Below are 18,962 nucleotides of genomic sequence, written 5' to 3'. Positions count from 1 at the left end.
TTATGGCAACTTATTTAATTGGTGATATTCATGGCTGTTACCATGAACTGCGCCACCTTCTTGATAAAGTGAGTTTTGATCCTACACAGGACACATTATGGTTAACGGGTGATCTTGTTGCACGGGGACCAGACTCACTTGAAGTGCTACGTTTTGTAAAAAGCTTAGGCTCTTCTCTAAAACTTGTTTTGGGTAATCATGACCTTCATCTATTAGGTGTATTTGCAAAAATTAGCCGAAATAAACCAAGAGATAAACTTAATGAATTACTCAATGCTCCAGATGTAGATGAGTTAATTAATTGGTTAAGACGCCAACCTGTGCTTCAAGTTGATGAAGAAAAGAAAATTATTATGGCGCATGCAGGGATCACACCACAGTGGGATTTAGAAACTGCAAAAATGTGTGCCCGTGAAGTCGAAGCCATTTTAAGTAGTGATAGCTATCCTTTATTTATTAATTCAATGTATGGAGATCTACCCAATAATTGGTCACCAGAACTTACTGGTTTAGCACGATTACGCTTTAGTACCAATGCATTCACTCGAATGCGCTACTGTTTTCCTAATGGTCAATTGGATATGATTTGTAAAGACAAGCCATTAGAAGCCCCTGCACCATTAAAACCTTGGTTTGATTTACCAAGTCAACTTCCGGAAGGTTATAGCATTATTTTTGGCCATTGGGCCTCTCTTGAAGGAAAAGGCACTCCTGATAATGTATATGCTCTTGATACTGGGTGTTGCTGGGGAGGAAACCTCACTTGCTTGCGCTGGGAAGATAAACAATATTTCACTCAGGCTAGCCTATCTGCACCAAAGTAACTCTCGTCATTATCTTCATTTCAAGCGCAAAAAGTAAAAAACTCAATTTTGCGCTTTACTCATTCCACCCTACTTATTTTTACCTAATTTGTTTTTTTGATACTAAAAAGAACATTTCTTATATAAAAACGAACACCAAAAAAAATAATAAAAATTACCACCTATAAATCAATAACTTATTTTTTTTCGATGCGAAATAAGCAGAAAAAACCACAATATTGAGAATAAAAAATCTATATATTGATTAATATCTCATACATTATTCTTATAAAATGAGTTTATTAAAATATAAATAATGATCACGTTTAAATAATAAGTTTTATAAATAAAATTCTTAGTTGGTATAATAAATCTTATTTTTTATTATTCTTATATTAATAATATAGGAATAATAAAAAGGGAGATATTTAATCTCCCTTTTTATTTAATTCTTGTTATTTTCTTCTTTTTAATATTTCGAAGCAGTAGTTATGAGAGTTGTTTTCATCAGCTTCATGATATTCCATAAAAGTAGAATCCCATTCATCAGGCTCATAATCAGGGAATGTGGTATCACCAATTACTTCAGCATCGATGTGTGTTAGATAGAGTGTATTAGCCATAGGTAAAAATTGCTCATACACTTTACCACCACCGATAACCATAATTTCGTCATAATTTTCAGCGGCTTGCAAAGCTTCTTCTACAGACTTCACCCAAACAACTTCACTATCTGTTCCTGGTTGGCTACTTAACACAATATTGAGGCGATTCGGTAGAGGACGCCCAATAGATTCATAAGTCACCCGGCCCATAATAACGGGTTTATTTAGCGTATTCTTTTTGAACCATGCGAGGTCACCTGGTAATGTCCAAGGCATTGCCTTTTCCATACCAATAATGCGATCCATCGCTAATGCTGCGATTAAACTAATATTCATTTACACACCTACGGGTAAAGATGGGAAAAAAACTGCTCACACTATACGTAAAGCTAAAACCTGAGTCGATACAAATTATGCTTCCTAGATAATAAATAATTGCTTTATACTCGAAGTGTTAACTTAATCATATAAGATTCAATCATTATAATATTGTTATATGCAAGGCGCTATTATGCTTGAAACTTCTTTAGTCGTTTTTACAATTGCTTTACTTGGTATGATCTCACCAGGCCCTGACTTTTTTCTCGTTGTAAAAAATGCGGCACGTTATCAACGCTCTGCTGCAATGATGACCGCAATGGGTATTGTAGCTGCATTACTTGTGCATATGTCGTATTGTGTTGCCGGTATTGCTGTACTTATCACTACTACACCTTGGCTTTTTTCCATTTTAAAATATGCTGGGGCCGTGTATTTATTCTGGATTGGTTTTCATAGCTTACTCTCAAAATCTAATCATACGATTGATGAGAAAGCGACACAGCATTCACAAATCAGCTTTAAAAAAGCCTTTATGCAAGGCTTTTTATGTAACCTACTCAATCCGAAAGCAACCCTTTTCTTTCTTGCCGTTTTCACACAAGTGCTAAGTGTTGATTCAAGTATTGGTGAAAAATTGTGGTATGCCTTTATCATCTGGGGATTAGCTATCGTTTATTGGCCCTCACTCGTTTTATTAATCCAAAGTTCACCAGTCAGAAAGGTACTTAATAAAGTCCAAAAAAGTATCGATAAAGTACTCGGTGTAGTATTGATTGGTTTGGGGATTAAAGTGGCATTGAGTTAAATTAAAAAACCTCTTTAATAAATTTCATTAAAGAGGAATAACTCATTATACTAAATTTAAATTAAAATTATTTTCACTCTTTAAATAATCAATAACATCCAGTAAAACCCTTTCGTTTTCAAGATAATTAGACTTATTTTTCATTTGGCTTAAAATAATCTCATAATTATCTCTAATAACCTTCGCTATATTGTTTTTAATTTCATCACTATTTATATTTTCACTAAAAACATTCTTTATTTTTTTATTGTAATCAGATATATAGCATTCATCCTCTGCTGTTTTTTCTTTTTCTTTAATGATATCATTATAGTCTAACAATCCAGAACCAAGCATATTATCGACAAACTCCTTAACGCCTTCATTGTTTTTTAATTTATTTATCAAGAGGTTTATTATCATTTTTGTAAAACTATCATTATTATAATTTCCAACATTATACTTCACCGTTTTACCAATAAAACATTTAGCTATATTTATAATAAATCTCTTCTCCATTTCCATAGAATAAATATTATGCATTGTATTAACCAAGTAAATTATTGAATTACCCATTTTAGTAGATTTTTTTCCATTAATCTCTTTACAAGCATAATTTAATGCCATGTCAATATGCTGTTTATAGCTAGGTTTAATATAATCTAACATACTAGAACATTCTGAACTATGCCTACTCAATTGTTCAAATTTTTCTTTTTGATAATGATTAATCAAATCTAAAGAGATGCTAAGTATAGCAATGAAATCTCCTTTTGTTTTAGATTTATCATAAAGATAGGTTTGTATTATTTTTTTAGCATTATCATGAGAATCATTTTTTATTGCCGTATTTAAACTTAAAAATAAAGAATCTAATACTTCTCTTTTAATACTAATAAAGTCAGAATTTATTAATTTGCAATTCTTAAACTCTATTTTTTCATCACCACAAAAAAGAGTGGATAAATTATTCAACTTAGCATGCTGACTTTTATCTAACAAAAAAACCAAACTCGTCTTTAAATTAAATATTTTTTTTATAAAAAAAGATAATTTAGATGAAAAATTTTCATTTCTCTCAACCACATAAAAATGACTAAAAACGTTTAATATACTATTAATTTCATTTTTTATTTTGTATTTTTCTTTTTTGTTTATATTAAAATCATCTACTTGATTAATTTTAAATTTAGTCTCGTTTATATGCATAATAACTCCTTATTTCATAGCAATACATTCCTTTATTTATCTGTATATTCATACAAAAAAAGGCCCTTATCACTAAAGACCTTTTATAGAAAACAACCTAAATGTAATTAGAAATTAATTTTCAATGTTGCATTAATACCACTTGAACTTACATCACTATTATATTGACCTTGGTAAGAAACTCCGAAAGTGGTTGATTTACTTAATTGTGCATCAATACCTAAGCCAACACCAAATAAATTATCCAGCTTACCACCGCGTAATGTTGCATCACCAGAATTTGATAAGAATAGACGTGATTCAGGACGATTATCACCAAATAAATGACTTGCAGAAATATCGCCTTTTAATGCCATATTAATGTTACCAGCCATAAATGGATATCCGCCACGTAAACCGATAGTACCGACTTGAATATCTTGTGAATCAGTCTTGGTGGTAAATTTCATATTACCGACATTTTCATTGATATCATCGGTTGATACACGCAACCAACTAAATCCTGCATATGGCTCAATAGAGTACTGATTAGTATTAAATTGAGTATAAGCACCTTCTAAGAAAATTTGAGTAATTTTTGCATCATAACTGGTTGAGTTATAACCTGCATTTTGTCCTACCCAAAGTGTTCTTTTGGCATCTCTATCTTGGTTAGTATGTGTGAAACCATAGTTTAATGAAGCCACATCATATAAATTAGACACGCCATAAGCACCAATATGGATATCGTTACTGTCTATTTTACCGTGCTCATTACCTTTATATTTGGTTGAGCCGGCACCAAAGAAGAGACCAGCTTTGGTATTTTCAGTCACATCAATTTCTGCGCCTAATAAGCCGACATAGAAATCAACATCCATATTGCTATGACCATAATCAGCATTACCCCATTGGCCAATACCTGTCATCCAAATACGTGCGTTACTGTTATCCAATGTAGCATAACGACCTTGACCAATACCCATGGCTTGATCTTTCACTGTACGAGTTAACCCTAACACATTTACCACACTCGCACTGTTGGCATTTAAATACATATCACTACCTAATGATCCGTAGGTCTTATTCAGATCCCTTTCATTCATAGGAAGTACAGCATTAAATAAATCACCACTACCTGTATTATCTAAAGCATTGGCAATAGAACGACCATTTTCATTATTAGCAAAAGTCGCTAAAGACGTATTTTCCTTTTTACTTAATGTGCCTGTAATGGTGTTGTCTTTTACAGAAACATTTTTATTAAATAATGCGTAATCACTATCTGGGTTGTTATTCGCTAACATTTTAGTTTTAGTACGATTATCAACTAAATTTTCTGCATTAACAGTACCTGTTGCAACGGTATTATTAAGGTAAATATCTTTTAATTGACCTTCACTATCAGCACCAATATCTAAACTTGCCCCTTTATTTAAGGACATATCGCCGACATTAACATCATGCCCAACAGTCACTAAATACGTGCCTTTATCGTTGATATTAATATTGGCTTTGTGGCTTTCGTTTGATGCTAATTGGCCTTGTTGAGTGAAAGTATCATTATAGCGATCAATAACACCTAATTTGCCACCATTAACATTAACTGCTTCTGTACCAAATGATTCAGTAAAGCCATATAAAGTACCTTGCTCAACTGTTGTACCACCACGATAAGTATTATCGCCCGTCATCACTAAGGTACCTTCACCTTTCTTAACTAAAGCGCCGTCATATAAACCAGCATCAATTTTAGCTTGAATAGCATCAGCTCGTTTTTGGTAATACTCTTTACGCCATTTTTCAGCATCTTCTTTACTAACAATATGAGACGTTGGATCTGGATTACCATCGTTGATAACAAAATCAGTCCCTAGATTGTAATCACCACCAGCTGCAATGCCTTTATCTGTATATTCCTTCAACCATGCGAGATCTTCTTGTTCACGTAAATCTAACGCAGTTTGTGAAATATCATTTGTCCAAACATCAAGTGGGGTCATGCTTAAGTTGTATTCAAATTTACCTAAGAATTGACCCGGACCATACATCCCTTTATCTAAATCCGGAGTACCCCAACCATAGCGCACGTCAGGCGTTCCTTCTGCTGCAGTCCAGCTATCATATAAAGAACCATCTGGATTATGATGGTTAGCCGTTGTAAACATCACATCACGTATTTGCATCGCATTCATTGACTCGTAACGTGACATCAATACACCCATGGCACCCGTAACGTGAGGAGCTGCCATTGATGTACCACTAAAAGTATCCCAACCTGCATTCCCTTCTTCATCAACAACTGACGAATAAATGTAACGACCTGGTGCAACAACTGTCCACCATTTCGCATTACCCGCTTCATTGAAGATTTTTTCTAATTCATAACCCGACTTGTCCGCATTCTGTTTCAGGCCTGCAACCGCAATCCAATGTTTTTCTGCTTCAGGATTAAAGTAAGGATAAAGAGGGCGATAATAAGGCTGAGCAAAGTCACGGTTACCGGTTGTAAATACTTGTACAACGTTAGTGCCTTTTACTGCGTCATAAGCCGCATCAACAAAGGAAGGTTTATCACCATAGACTTTTTTAAAGTAGAAATATTCATATTCAGTTTGCGCAGTGGTATCTACAGGCATGTGTACGGTTGTATTACCGCCATCAGGACCTTTAGTTGGAACCGTATTAACAATTCGAGGGTTTGTTCCCCAACTGTTATTAATAACTTGAGCACCAGCATCGACCATGGCTTTCCAGCCAGTGTAGAAATAAGTGTAATCTTGATAAGGACCGTAGTTATTGCTATCTGTCGCGCCAGTATTTCCTAAATAAACATCAGCTCCCCACGCTACACCATGCATACCATTACCATCACGGCTTGCGCCTACGGTACCTGTAACATGTGTTCCGTGTGTATCATTCACACCTTTGATCCAACCTCCATCAACATCAAAGGCCTGGCCTTTTTCATAATGTCCCCCCATTTCCTGAGGATAACGCATGCCAGTTGAACCATATTGGCCTTTGGCTTTCACAGCATGAAACCGTGCATCATTCAATTCTGGATGTGACAATAATGCACCAGAGTCCATTACACCGATTTTGGCACCTTGCCCATGGAAACCAAGTGCATAAGCACTAGAGGCATTCATGGCCGCCAAGCCCCAATCTTTTTGATATTCTTGGCTTTCCCAACTTTTTGTATCACCTAATTGTCCAGCTTCTGAATATGCAACGGAATATCCAGAAAAAAGTAACGCGGATGCAACAAGGGAGAGTTGAAATATATTTTTATTTATTCTATTTTTTTTATTCATTTTGTGATGGTGACTTAAAGCTATTTCTTTGTTCATTCTGTACCTTCAGTTATATTTAAATTAATAACATTTATTAAGGATCAAAAATAAAAGACGCAAAGATTCTCTTGTTTCTAGAGAAATAATTACTTGAAGAGCATCTCAAAAATATGATTTCATGCCATAAAAATAGATAGATTGACTAGGCAATCACAAATTAACAGATAGATTAAACACATTTAGATCGCAACACATTATATTACAAAAAGTTAAAACTAACTTTAATCAACATTGATTCCATTAATATCAATATTTAAATCAATTTAATAAAGAGAATGTAGATAAAAAAACAATCACACTAAATTAATTAACAAATTAAACATAAGAATATTATTCTCTATTTAACTTTAGTCGAAAAAATATAATCTGCATTATTTAGATATAAAAAAAACAGTATTTTTGTTTTAAAAATACTGTTTTTCTTTTAATTTAATTTAGTGTTATTGCTAAACTATTATTCTGCAGGCATGATTTCCATTTGTCCTACCATTCCTTTATCCGCATTTTCTAGTAACTGGCTGTAATACAAGAAAGGAAAGTGAGTATAAGAAGGCTGCTTTAACTCTACTAGTAACTCACTCTGGCTTTCGATCCAAACCGTATCTTTCCAACCAAAATCTGCAGGTGAAGGTTTTTGCCCATTATGATTAATTACTTTAAAACGAGCACCTTCAATATGGAATGATTGAGGTGTTGGTACAGTGACAAGCCAACGTTCCCAGCCATTTTGTTTACCCACCAAATCAATTCTTGAAAGCTCCCAACGAGCATTATTGATACCTGGGGGACTGTTATGAAGTTGAATGGTTCTAGGCTGAATCGAGGTCGTAATTTGTGTGTCATCTAGTGCTAATTGTTGAGGCGCTTTATCAGTAACTAATGACATTAATCCTGTCGGTTTAATCGTCAATATATTGGCATTACGTAATAAGTCAGAAGGCTCAAAAATACCACGAAGTCTGTCCATAAATCCGGCACTTTGCCCCGCTGTAATGATGACATCTCCCCCTTCAGACATATCAACGAGTATTTCACGTCTTTCGCCTGGTGCCATTGGCACTGATTTCAATTCAACGGGAGAAGTTAATAAACCTTGATCTGAGGCGATAAGGTAAAGCGATCGACCATCATTTGCAGTTAATTCATAACGGCGAGCATTAGATGCATTAACTAAACGTAAACGGATCCAACCTCTAGAAACTTCGATATAAGGATCTTCACGCCCATTTACGAGTAACGTATCACCATAAAAACCGTCACTTGCAGCTTCTTTGTCGTATTGCGGTGTACCAAAATTATCAATTCGTTTATCTTGAATTATTAGCGGAAAATCATTTACACCATACTCTTTGGGTAAAGGTAGAGATCGGCTCTCTTCATCTTCCACAATCCACATTCCCACCAGCCCGTTATAAACATGAGACGCCATTTTAAAAGGAGTATTAGCGTGATACCAACACGTTGCCGCTTTTTGGCGAATGGGTAATACTGGCGACCAATAAGCGCCTGGCGACATTAATCTGGCGGCACCCCCGACTTGTGTGCCCGGAACTAATAGACCACTTACCGTCATGGATACAGCTTCACTAAGACGGTTACTATAAATAAGTTTTATATCATCGCCACTTCTAACTTTAATTGTTGGTCCTGGAGTTGAGCCATTAATGCCCCAAACCTGCGCTTTTTGCGCACCATTAAACGCCCAATGCACGTTTTGCAACGTCAAAAAGAGAGGCTGACCATGGCGAGATTCGAGCAATGGCGGTATTGGTAATTGTTTATCATTGACTGATTCAGCACGAACAGAAGAAGATATTGAGCCCAGACATACCGCTAAGCCTGAAGCCTGAATAAACTGGCGACGACTAAATGACATACTTTCTCCGCAACAAAATACAAATATTCCTACCGCATAATCAAAAATATTGGACAGGAAAAAAGCTGCTGTGATTTAAAGACAAAAGGACTTAAATGAAATTACGGGAGCATAATAGCGCGGATGTGACATAAATCCTAAAAATAGTTGATAATCTAGTATGTTTTCATAAATTAAAAATGATATAAGCCTGAAAATCAGGCTTATATCTGCTATCTGCACAATCAAAGGAATTAAATAAGTATTAATTTAATTTACCGGGAAAATCACGATTATTCATCTCTTCAACTTCTTTATCTAACTCTTCAATTTTCGCTTTCATAATTTGGCGACAATCTTCAGCTAATTCCCGAACTTGATCTTTGGTGTATTTTGAAACATCAATCGGAGGCAACATTTCAACAATCACGTAGCCATTATTCCAGCGATTGAGTTTAATTTTACCTTGGGTTGTCGACACACAAACCGGAATAATAGGTACACCAGCTTGAATTGCAGCATGAAACGCCCCTGTTTTAAATGGTAATAGCCCACGTCCACGACTACGCGTTCCTTCAGGAAACATCCACACTGAAATTTTCTTCGATTTAATTTGATCGGCAACTTGTGAAATTGTGCCATGAGCTTTAGAGCGATTCGCTCTATCAATCAAAATATTACCCGTGATCCAATATAATTGGCCAAAAAAAGGAATAAAAATTAAGCTTTTTTTGCCCACAGTCACTGTATTAGGTTGTACTGCATTCGACATTGTTACCATATCAAAATTATTTTGATGGTTTCCAATATAAATACTTGGGCCATAGCTTTTTGCATCTTTTGGAAAACGTTCAACAAGCTTAATCCCAAAAATACGAGATAACTTGCCAAATGCTCGTCCATAAGTCATTACATGTTTGGGATTTCTTGGTGAAAACATGCAATAAATTATTCCAAACGTCACCACAATAATGGTGTAAAGAATGACAATAATGCCTCGAATAATGGCTAACATAAGTTTTAGCGTCCTAAATAGAAGTGGGTCAATAGACCCACTAAATATCAATTAAGTATTAAATTTAATTTGTTTCAATATCAATATGATCGATAACTTGAGCACCGCGAGGTAATGAGGTTCCTCGGCGTCCACGTTTTGCTTTAAAGCTAACTAACTCATTCATCGACATTGTCAGTTTACGCTTGCCAAAATGCAGTGTTACTGAAGCATTTTCTGGTAGTACACGTAACCAAGCGACATTATCCTCACCACTTGCAGCTTGTGAAGCAGGAATAGAAACCATCTGGTTTCCTTTTCCTTTTACCATCGTTGGCAATTCTGCTGCTTCAAAGATCAGCATTCTACCGCCTTTAGTAATGATCATGATGAGATCAGTCAGCTCATTATTCAAACGTTGCGGCGGTAAAGGTAATGCATTTTCAGGTAATGTTAGTAATGATTTTCCTGCTTTATTTTTAGAAGTTAAATCATCGACTTGGCAGATAAAACCATAACCAGCATCAGATGCCATTAAGATCTTATCGGTGCTTTCGCCCATAACAATATGGCGTAACTGCGCACCTTTCTGAATTTTTAATCGTTCAGTCAGCGCGTCGCCTTTACTACGGCCTGAAGGCAAGGCATCAACATCAACAGTATAGCTTTGACCTGTGGTATCTATTAAGTGTACAGGCTGATTGCTCATTCCTTCAATAGCAGCGAAATAATCATCACCTGCTTTAAAGCCAACAGATTGAGCATCTATATTATGGCCTTTCTGGCAACGAATGAGTCCTTTTTCGGACATAATGACCGTAACAGCTTCAGGATGTAGATGTTTTAATGGAATAGGTTCATCACCTGCATTGCCACTAAAATAGCTAATCTCTTCGGCTTTCAGTACTTCATGTTGACCATCTACAGTAAAGATTAATGCTTCATTTTTAGGTGCGAATAGCATTTGTTCAATTACATCACCTTGCTCTTTGCCTAACGCAACTAAGCGCGTTCCACGCCCTTTTTTATTCATTTCATTCAGTTGTTCTGCTGAAATGGCTAAAATACGTGTTTTATCCGTGATGATAATAAACCAATATTGATCATTCTTTTTCTGTGGATCAACTAAGAAAGGCTCAAGTAACTCGGTTCCTTCTGAAACTGTCAGTAACCCTTTACCCGTTTTATTTTTTGTTTCCATCTCATCGTAAGAGAGGACAGAACCATAACCTTCTTTTGTTGCCAGCAAATATTCTTGCCCTGTACTGCCAGCTAACATGTATTTCACACTAGCCTCAGGTGGGAAAGTTAATTTTCCTGTTAATGGTTCACCCTGGCTTCGCCCAGAAGGCATATCATTCGGACTTAGAGTGTAGCTTCGGCCTGTAGAATCAAGGAACAGAACAGGCTGATTGCTCATCCCACGGACCGCACTGTGATAACTATCCCCAGCACGATAACTCATACCGCTAGGATCAATATCATGTCCTTTTGCATTACGTACCCAGCCCATTTCAGACAGCACAATAGTCACAGGCTCTGATGGCAACATATCTTGTTCATTAACCACTTTCGCTTCTTCTTGAGGGCGAATAGGAGAACGCCTGTCATCACCAAATTCTTTCGCGTCTGCTTCAATCTCTTTTTTCAGTAACGTATTTAAACGACGTGGTGAACTTAATAATTTCTCAATACTGTCACGTTCTTTTTCAAGCTCGTCACTTTCACCTTTTAGTTTTATCTCTTCAAGTTTGGCTAAATGACGTAAACGTAACTCTAAAATAGCTTCAGCTTGAATATCAGATAACTCAAAGCGACGCATTAATTCTGCTTTTGGCTCATCTTCATGACGAATAATCTCAATCACTTCATCAATATTAAGATAAGCAATTAATAAACCTTTGAGAATTTCTAAGCGACGTAACACTTTTTCTAAGCGATGATTTAGACGATTTGTGACTGTTTGGCGACGATACACCAGCCATTCATTTAAAATCGTCAGTAATCCTTTTACTGCTGGGCGGTTATCTAACCCAATCATATTCAGGTTAACGCGATAACTTTTCTCTAAATCAGTATTCACAAACAAGTAGTACATCACTTGCTCTAAATCAACACGATTACTACGAGGAACAATCACAAGTCTAGTTGGATTTTCGTGATCAGATTCATCACGCAAATCTTCAACTAAAGGCAGTTTTTTGGCTCGCATCAAGGCTGCAATTTGCTCAAGTACCTTGGCGCCAGAAACTTGATGAGGTAACGCTGTGATAACCGCGCATCCCTCTTCTTTATGCCAAACAGCTCGCATTCTGACCGAACCGCGCCCCGTTTTATAGATTTTTTTAATATCGTCTTGAGCCGTAATAATTTCAGCTTCAGTTGGATAATCAGGACCTTGAACATATTGCATTACGTCAGATAATCCCGCATCAGGATTATCTAAAAGCATCACTAAGGCTTGTCCAATTTCACGTGCATTATGCGGTGGAATATCCGTTGCCATCCCAACAGCAATACCTGTTGTGCCATTAAGCACGATATTAGGTAAGCGTGCAGGCAACATTTTCGGCTCTTGCATTGTGCCGTCAAAATTAGGGATCCAATCTACCGTACCATGCCCTAATTCACTCAATAAAGTTTGTGAATATTTTGAAAGGCGTGATTCGGTATAACGCATTGCAGCGAAAGATTTCGGATCATCCGGTGCCCCCCAGTTACCTTGTCCGTCAATTAACGGATAACGATAAGAGAAAGGCTGAGCCATTAGTACCATTGCTTCATAACATGCAATATCACCATGAGGGTGATATTTACCTAACACGTCACCAACAGTACGAGCTGATTTTTTAAATTTGGCGCTATTGCTTAAGCCTAGCTCTGACATCGCATAAACAATACGACGTTGCACAGGTTTTAGCCCATCTCCAATAAAAGGTAATGCACGATCCATAATGACGTACATGGAATAGTTGAGATAGGCATTCTCTGTAAATAAGTGGAGCGGTTGACGCTCTACACCATCATGAGTCAATTCACTCATTCGATATTTTCCTCAGACTCTTGTGGTATCCATTACACTTCGATGTCAACTTCATCGCCTTTTTCTTGTAACCAATTTCGGCGATCTTCAGAGCGTTTTTTCGCTAACAACATATCCATCATACCTAGGGTTTCTTGATAATTTTCTTCATCAATTACCAATTGCACTAAACGGCGCGTATTAGGATCAAGCGTGGTCTCACGCAATTGAAGCGGGTTCATCTCCCCCAACCCTTTAAAGCGCTGTACGTTAGGCTTTCCTTTTTTACGACTTAAACGTTGTAAAATGGCATTTTTTTCTGATTCATCAAGGGCATAATGGACTTCTTTACCTAAATCAATACGGTAAAGCGGTGGCATTGCCATATAAACGTGCCCTTGCTTAACAAGAGCAGGGAAATGACGCACAAATAACGCGCATAATAAAGTTGCAATATGTAAGCCATCAGAGTCCGCATCCGCAAGAATACAAACTTTACCGTAACGTAATTGGCTTAAATCATCACTATCAGGATCCATTCCGATTGCCACAGAGATATCATGTACCTCTTGTGAAGCAAGCACTTCATCAGAAGAGACTTCCCATGTATTTAGAATTTTACCGCGCAGTGGCATAATCGCTTGATATTCACGATCACGCGCTTGTTTCGCCGAGCCTCCCGCAGAGTCCCCTTCAACTAAAAACAGTTCGGTATATCGTAAATCTTGAGAAGTACAATCAGCTAATTTTCCAGGTAGTGCAGGCCCAGAAGTGAGTTTTTTTCTCACTACTTTTTTTGCGGCTCGCATACGACGCTGAGCACTACTAATAGCCATCTCAGCGAGTAATTCACCAACTTGAACATTCTGATTTAACCATAAGCTAAAGGCGTTTTTTACAGCACTTGCAACAAACGCACTGGTTTGTCTTGAAGAGAGTCGCTCTTTGGTTTGCCCTGCAAATTGAGGATCTTGCATTTTGACTGATAATACATAAGCGCAACGCTCCCATGTATCGTCAGCAGTTAATTTAATGCCTCGTGGGAGTAAATTACGGAATTCACAGAATTCACGCATTGCATCTAACACACCTTGGCGTAAACCATTAACGTGTGTCCCCCCCTGAACAGTCGGGATTAAGTTAACATAACTTTCAGTGAGTAAATCGCCACCTTCGGGTAGCCATAACATAGACCATTCAACGGCCTCATTATCCCCTTCAAATTTTCCAGTGAAAGGCTCTTCAGGAAGGCGAATAAATTCAGCAACAGCTTCACTTAAATAATCGGTTAAACCATCAGCGTAGCACCAGTTTTCTTGTGTTTTATTCACTTTATCAACAAAAGAGACATTAACACCAGGACACAATACGGCTTTGGCTTTTAATACGTGAGATAAGCTTTTGGAGGAAAAGCGAGGAACATCAAAATAAGAGCCATCAGGCCAAAAATGCACACTTGTTCCAGTATCTCGCTTTGCACAAGTTCCAATTTCGTGCAACTCTTCGACTTTATCACCATTTTCAAAGGCAATTTGATAAATCTTACCATCACGACGAACTGTCACTTCAATACGCTTAGAAAGTGCGTTAACAACCGAGATCCCTACACCATGTAACCCACCGGAAAATTGATAGTTTTTATTAGAGAATTTTCCTCCGGCATGAAGGTGAGCAAGAATTAACTCGATAGCAGAGACTTTAAGTTCAGGATGAATATCGACAGGCATTCCTCGCCCATTGTCGATAACTTCGATAGATTGGTCTTCATATAAAATGACATCGACCTTCGATGCGTGTCCCGCAAGCGCCTCGTCCACGCTATTATCTATCACTTCCTGTGCCAAATGGTTCGGTCTAGTCGTATCAGTGTACATGCCAGGACGACGACGTACTGGTTCTAGACCATTAAGAACCTCAATATCCTTTGCGTTATAACTTGATTGAGTCATTGTTTTAATCTGCGGTTCGCTGTTAGAAAATGCTGTTTATAATAACAGGTGTTTGCGGCAATATGATATTAATTTTCGGGTAGATGCATCAACCTACGTTTTACAGGTTAATTAACCGAAAGGCTAAATTATCTTTAAAAATTGAATAATTTTTGGAAAAAAACGTTCAAAACCCACAAATGCGTGATTTCCATCCGATTCTACGGTTTGCCTACACGCGCCAAGATATGAGACAGCTTGACGATAATCAAGTATTTCATCTCCAGTTTGTTGAAGCAACCAAATAAGTTCGGGTGATGTAATTACAGGAATACGCAAGGCAAGTAACTCATCCATATGGTGAGGTTCTAATCTATATTTTTGATGTGTATAGGGATTTTCATTTTCACCCAAGAAATTCTGCAAAAGATCAAAAGGACGAATAGCGGGATTAACAACAACAGCAGATAAATTAAAACGCTGAGATAACCAGATCGATAAATAACCACCTAATGATGAACCGATCAACCCTAACTTATCCTGTGCATTTTCTTTCACTAATGTTTCAATTAGCTGAGCTGCTTCTTTTGGGTAAGGTGGCAATTGAGGCACTATTAATTCAATTTCAGGATGCGTTGCTTCTAACCATTGGCGAAAAGCTTGGGCTTTTGCTGATTTGGGTGAGCTATTAAAACCATGTAAATAGAGAATACGAGACATGGCTTAATAGCCATCCGCATCAAGATCAGGACAGAATTCAGTGCCTGATAAACGGTATACCTGTGTTTCAACTTTACCTTTTTCATCCGATGAAAGAGACATTTCTAAATAGCGCCAACCTGGAGAAACCGTATCTAAGGTAAAATTCGTGCAATGAGGGCGAAACTGAATACAAGTCGAAGGCGTTGCCAACACACGAATACCATTCCACATTTCATCCATTTCTTGATGAATATGACCACAAAGCATCATTTTTACCTGAGTATGGCCTTTTAAGCGTTCAGCTAATTCTTGAGAATTTCTTAAACTATGCTGATCTAACCATGTGCATCCTGAAGGCATAGGATGATGATGTAACAAAATGATCGTATCTCTATGTTTTTGACTTTCAAGACAACGTGTTAACCAATCTAGCTGACAATCTGATAACTCACCATGAGGAACACCTTGAATTTGGCTATCTAATAACAACATTTGCCAACTATCACCAATCAACACTTGTTTTGCCGACAAAATACCCGCCTGATTTAAAGCATCAATCATCGCAGGTTGATAGTCATGATTACCCGGCAACCAAACACAAGGGGGTGTTAGCGTTGCAATGCCATCAGCGAAATGCTGATAAGCTTCAAAGGTTTGATCTTGAACTAAGTCACCTGTCGCAACAATCAAGTCCACCTCAAGCCCCTGCTCTCTAATCGCATTTAATACCGCATGGTAGCTACGATAGGTATTAATACCCAGCAGAGTATCCTCCACATTAGCGAAGAGGTGGGTGTCTGTGATTTGTAATATTCTTACGGTGTTTTTGTGTTTCACCGATAATTCAAGCTGGCTTTCCAAAAGGTTTCCTTGTTTCACTCTCATTAGCCGTTATGTTAACGTATTTTCGTAGTAAAGATCTGCCAACCAATACACATTTCAAAAGATTAGTGAGAAATATTCTCGCTTTCAGTCACGTTTTTTTCACTTCATTTTACAATTTAATTCATTTGATATCGTACACTTAGAGATAGTTACTCTACTTGATAATATCGTTAAAAACACCCTTTAACCGTTTATTCATGTATTAAATTACTAACCAACGCTCTCTTAGTGCAATATGATGAAGTTGTAACCATTGCAGAGCAATAACAGAGGCTGCATTATCAATAATACCTTCTTCAACCCAACGATAGGCTTGTTCTCGGCTCACTACATGAACACGAATATCTTCGTTCTCACACGCTAACCCATGAATACCTTTTGCCGTTGTTGCATCAACTTCGCCAACATAGACATGCATTCTTTCACTGGTGCCACCAGGACTAGAAAGGTAACTAATAATTGGCTCACATCGCCCAACAATAACGCCCGCTTCTTCTTGGGCTTCACGTCTAACAACGTCTTCTGGGCTTTCGCCTTGTTCAACCATGCCGGCAATCACTTCTAGTAACCAAGGTGTTTCACTAGTTTCATACGCGGGAATACGAATTTGCTCAATTAATACGACTTCATCACGTTTAGGATCATAAGCTAACAAAACACCCGCATTGCCTCGCTCAAATACTTCACGTTTGACTTCTTCACTCCATCCGCCTTCAAAAAGGCGATGTTTAAAGCGGTACTCGGTCATACGGAAAAAGCCTTTATATAAATCTCTTTGATTGAGCAATTTCACGTCTTCACGACCGTATAAAAATGGTATACTTTCCCTTTTCTTCATACAATGTTCCTTAAGTTACATTTAAGAGTCTTTTTATTGCTTACGTTTAATACAGATTTAAAGAAATTTGCCAACAATTCATGTAAAGTTAATCTAAAATAAAAGGATATGGCACAAATGGCTACCCCTACTTAGGGAAACAATCTGCTAGAATTATCCCCAATCAAGATTAACAGAGGCAACTCAGCGAAACTGTTGCAACAAGGAATTAAAATGAAAAAACTGCTCTCTCTTTTGGTCACGATGAGTTTGGCAGGATTCAGCACTGCAAGTCAGGCTGAGGATCTGCTTCAAGTTTATCAAAAAGCAAAGGACAGTAACCCTGAGTTACGCAAGTCATTAGCGGAACGAAACAGCGCTTTTGAAAAAATCAATGAAGTTCGTGGTTCATTATTACCACAATTAGGATTAGGCGCATCCGCAGATTATAAAAGCGGTTACCGTGACGCAAGAGATACCGAATCCAATTCTATTGGCGCAAGTTTAACGCTAACTCAAAGTGTGTTTAACATGTCATTATGGCGCCAGTTAAACCTGCAAGAAAAAACAGCAGGCATGAGTGATGTCACTTACCAAACAAGTCAGCAAAAGCTGATTTTAGACACTGCTACCGCTTACTTTGATGTTTTACGTGCTATTGATTCATTATCATTTATTGAAGCGCAAAAAGAACAAGTTTACCGCCAGTTAGATCAAACAACTCAACGTTTTAATGTAGGTTTAGTTGCAATTACTGACGTACAAAATGCGCGTGCAAACTATGATAGCGTACTGGCACAAGAAGTGGCGGGTCGTAACCAGTTAGATAACGCATTAGAGAAACTGCGCCAAGTCAGTGGTATCTATTACATTAATCTGGCATCACTAAACATCAGCCGTTTTTCAACAACCTCACCAGATTCTATTGAGAAACTGTTAAAAGATGCCGAAGAGCGTAACTTAAGTTTATTGAGTGCACGTTTAGGTCAAGATTTAGCTCGCGAAAATATTCGTTTAGCACAATCAGGTCACTTACCTACTGTCGATTTAAATGCATCAACAGGCGTATCAAATAGCCATAATCATGGTAGTGCATTACCACCAGCAGATGTTAGTAGCCGTAATAGTTACAGTGGTCAAAATAGTATTGGTTTATCTGTTAAAATTCCATTATATACCGGTGGCAGAACAAGCTCACAAGTTGAACAAGCACAATATGGCTTTACTAGTGCAAGCGAACAATTAGAGTCGGTTTATCGCTCTATTGTCCAAATCGCGCGTTCTTCTTATAACAATATTTCTGCATCAATCAGTAGCATCAAAGCATATCAACAAGTTGTTGTTTCTGCACAAAGTTCATTAGATGCAACTGAAGCCGGTTATCAAGTGGGTACTCGTACTATTGTTGATGTGTTAAATGCCACAACAACACTTTACGATGCCAAACAGAAATTATCTAACGCACGTTATGACTATTTAATCAACCAATTAAATATTGAATACGCACGTGGTACATTAAACGAAAATGACTTAATTCAGCTTAATAATGCACTAGGTGAAGAAGTTTCAACTTCACCAGATAACATTATTCGCCCGCTAACAAGTCCTGTACTTAACGTTGCACCTTAATGGTGAATTAATAAGTTAGTTTCTTATAAGAAGCCGCTTTCAGCGATAAACTGATAAGCGGTTTTTTTTATGC

Annotated in this window: 13 protein-coding genes and 1 pseudogene; 3 read left to right on the top strand and 11 right to left on the bottom strand. The window is 37.3% G+C overall.

Features of this window, described 5'->3' with window-relative positions:
- The first annotated feature begins 2 nt into the window (after positions 1–2).
- On the top strand, positions 3–824 hold the full coding sequence (apaH, locus tag ABN217_RS13010) for a bis(5'-nucleosyl)-tetraphosphatase (symmetrical) ApaH (RefSeq protein ID WP_197269902.1): 822 nt from the start codon (positions 3–5) through the stop codon (positions 822–824).
- A gap of 434 nt (positions 825–1,258) precedes the next feature.
- Here the strand turns inward: apaH and folA are convergent, their stop codons facing one another.
- Positions 1,259–1,744 (bottom strand): type 3 dihydrofolate reductase, encoded by a 486-nt coding sequence (gene folA / locus ABN217_RS13005; RefSeq protein WP_196554724.1) that lies wholly within the window; start codon positions 1,742–1,744, stop codon positions 1,259–1,261.
- Positions 1,745–1,919: 175 nt separating this feature from the next.
- Here folA and ABN217_RS13000 point away from each other — a divergent pair, with 175 nt between their 5' ends.
- Positions 1,920–2,534 (top strand): LysE family translocator, encoded by a 615-nt coding sequence (locus tag ABN217_RS13000; protein ID WP_197269901.1) that lies wholly within the window; start codon positions 1,920–1,922, stop codon positions 2,532–2,534.
- A gap of 45 nt (positions 2,535–2,579) precedes the next feature.
- Here ABN217_RS13000 and ABN217_RS12995 read toward each other — a convergent pair whose 3' ends face one another.
- The 10 genes and pseudogenes from ABN217_RS12995 to nudF form a co-directional block, all read right to left on the bottom strand.
- The gene (locus ABN217_RS12995; RefSeq protein WP_340893751.1) at positions 2,580–3,722 is read right to left on the bottom strand and encodes a hypothetical protein; all 1,143 of its coding nucleotides are present in this window, start codon (positions 3,720–3,722) and stop codon (positions 2,580–2,582) included.
- 107 nt (positions 3,723–3,829) lie between these two features.
- A complete protein-coding gene (gene pta, locus ABN217_RS12990; RefSeq protein ID WP_349459497.1) occupies positions 3,830–7,054 on the bottom strand; it encodes an autotransporter Pta in 3,225 nt (1,074 codons plus the stop codon).
- Between the two features lie 457 nt (positions 7,055–7,511).
- Positions 7,512–8,933, bottom strand: a complete 1,422-nt coding sequence (ftsP, locus tag ABN217_RS12985; RefSeq protein ID WP_115350153.1) for a cell division protein FtsP — start codon at positions 8,931–8,933, stop codon at positions 7,512–7,514.
- A 244-nt stretch (positions 8,934–9,177) separates the two neighbouring features.
- Positions 9,178–9,927: a 1-acylglycerol-3-phosphate O-acyltransferase gene (locus tag ABN217_RS12980; RefSeq protein WP_072070052.1), complete on the bottom strand. Its 750-nt coding sequence runs from the start codon at positions 9,925–9,927 to the stop codon at positions 9,178–9,180.
- Between the two features lie 64 nt (positions 9,928–9,991).
- On the bottom strand, positions 9,992–10,441 hold the full coding sequence (locus ABN217_RS20680; RefSeq protein WP_231619377.1) for a DNA gyrase C-terminal beta-propeller domain-containing protein: 450 nt from the start codon (positions 10,439–10,441) through the stop codon (positions 9,992–9,994).
- Positions 10,442–10,822: 381 nt separating this feature from the next.
- A pseudogene (gene parC, locus ABN217_RS12975) lies at positions 10,823–12,949 on the bottom strand (DNA topoisomerase IV subunit A); the annotation flags it as partial.
- 32 nt (positions 12,950–12,981) lie between these two features.
- A complete protein-coding gene (gene parE / locus ABN217_RS12970) occupies positions 12,982–14,877 on the bottom strand; it encodes a DNA topoisomerase IV subunit B (protein ID WP_196554730.1) in 1,896 nt (631 codons plus the stop codon).
- 123 nt (positions 14,878–15,000) lie between these two features.
- Positions 15,001–15,576, bottom strand: coding sequence for an esterase YqiA (yqiA, locus tag ABN217_RS12965; RefSeq protein WP_196554731.1), 576 nt, complete (start codon positions 15,574–15,576; stop codon positions 15,001–15,003).
- Between the two features lie 3 nt (positions 15,577–15,579).
- Positions 15,580–16,419 carry a 3',5'-cyclic-AMP phosphodiesterase gene (gene cpdA / locus ABN217_RS12960; protein WP_349459496.1) on the bottom strand — a complete coding sequence of 280 codons (840 nt, stop codon included), beginning with the start codon at positions 16,417–16,419 and terminating at the stop codon, positions 15,580–15,582.
- A gap of 226 nt (positions 16,420–16,645) precedes the next feature.
- Positions 16,646–17,281, bottom strand: coding sequence for an ADP-ribose diphosphatase (gene nudF / locus ABN217_RS12955; protein ID WP_196554732.1), 636 nt, complete (start codon positions 17,279–17,281; stop codon positions 16,646–16,648).
- Positions 17,282–17,494: 213 nt separating this feature from the next.
- Between nudF and tolC the strand changes: the two genes are divergently transcribed.
- The gene (tolC, locus tag ABN217_RS12950) at positions 17,495–18,889 is read left to right on the top strand and encodes an outer membrane channel protein TolC (RefSeq protein WP_196554733.1); all 1,395 of its coding nucleotides are present in this window, start codon (positions 17,495–17,497) and stop codon (positions 18,887–18,889) included.
- Positions 18,890–18,962 lie beyond the last annotated feature (73 nt).

Source organism: Proteus sp. fly-1067 (assembly GCF_040139345.1).
In the GTDB taxonomy this organism is placed as follows: domain Bacteria; phylum Pseudomonadota; class Gammaproteobacteria; order Enterobacterales; family Enterobacteriaceae; genus Proteus; species Proteus vulgaris_B.
The sequence above is the reverse complement of the archived record's forward strand: the minus strand, read 5'-3'. Positions and strand labels throughout refer to the sequence as shown.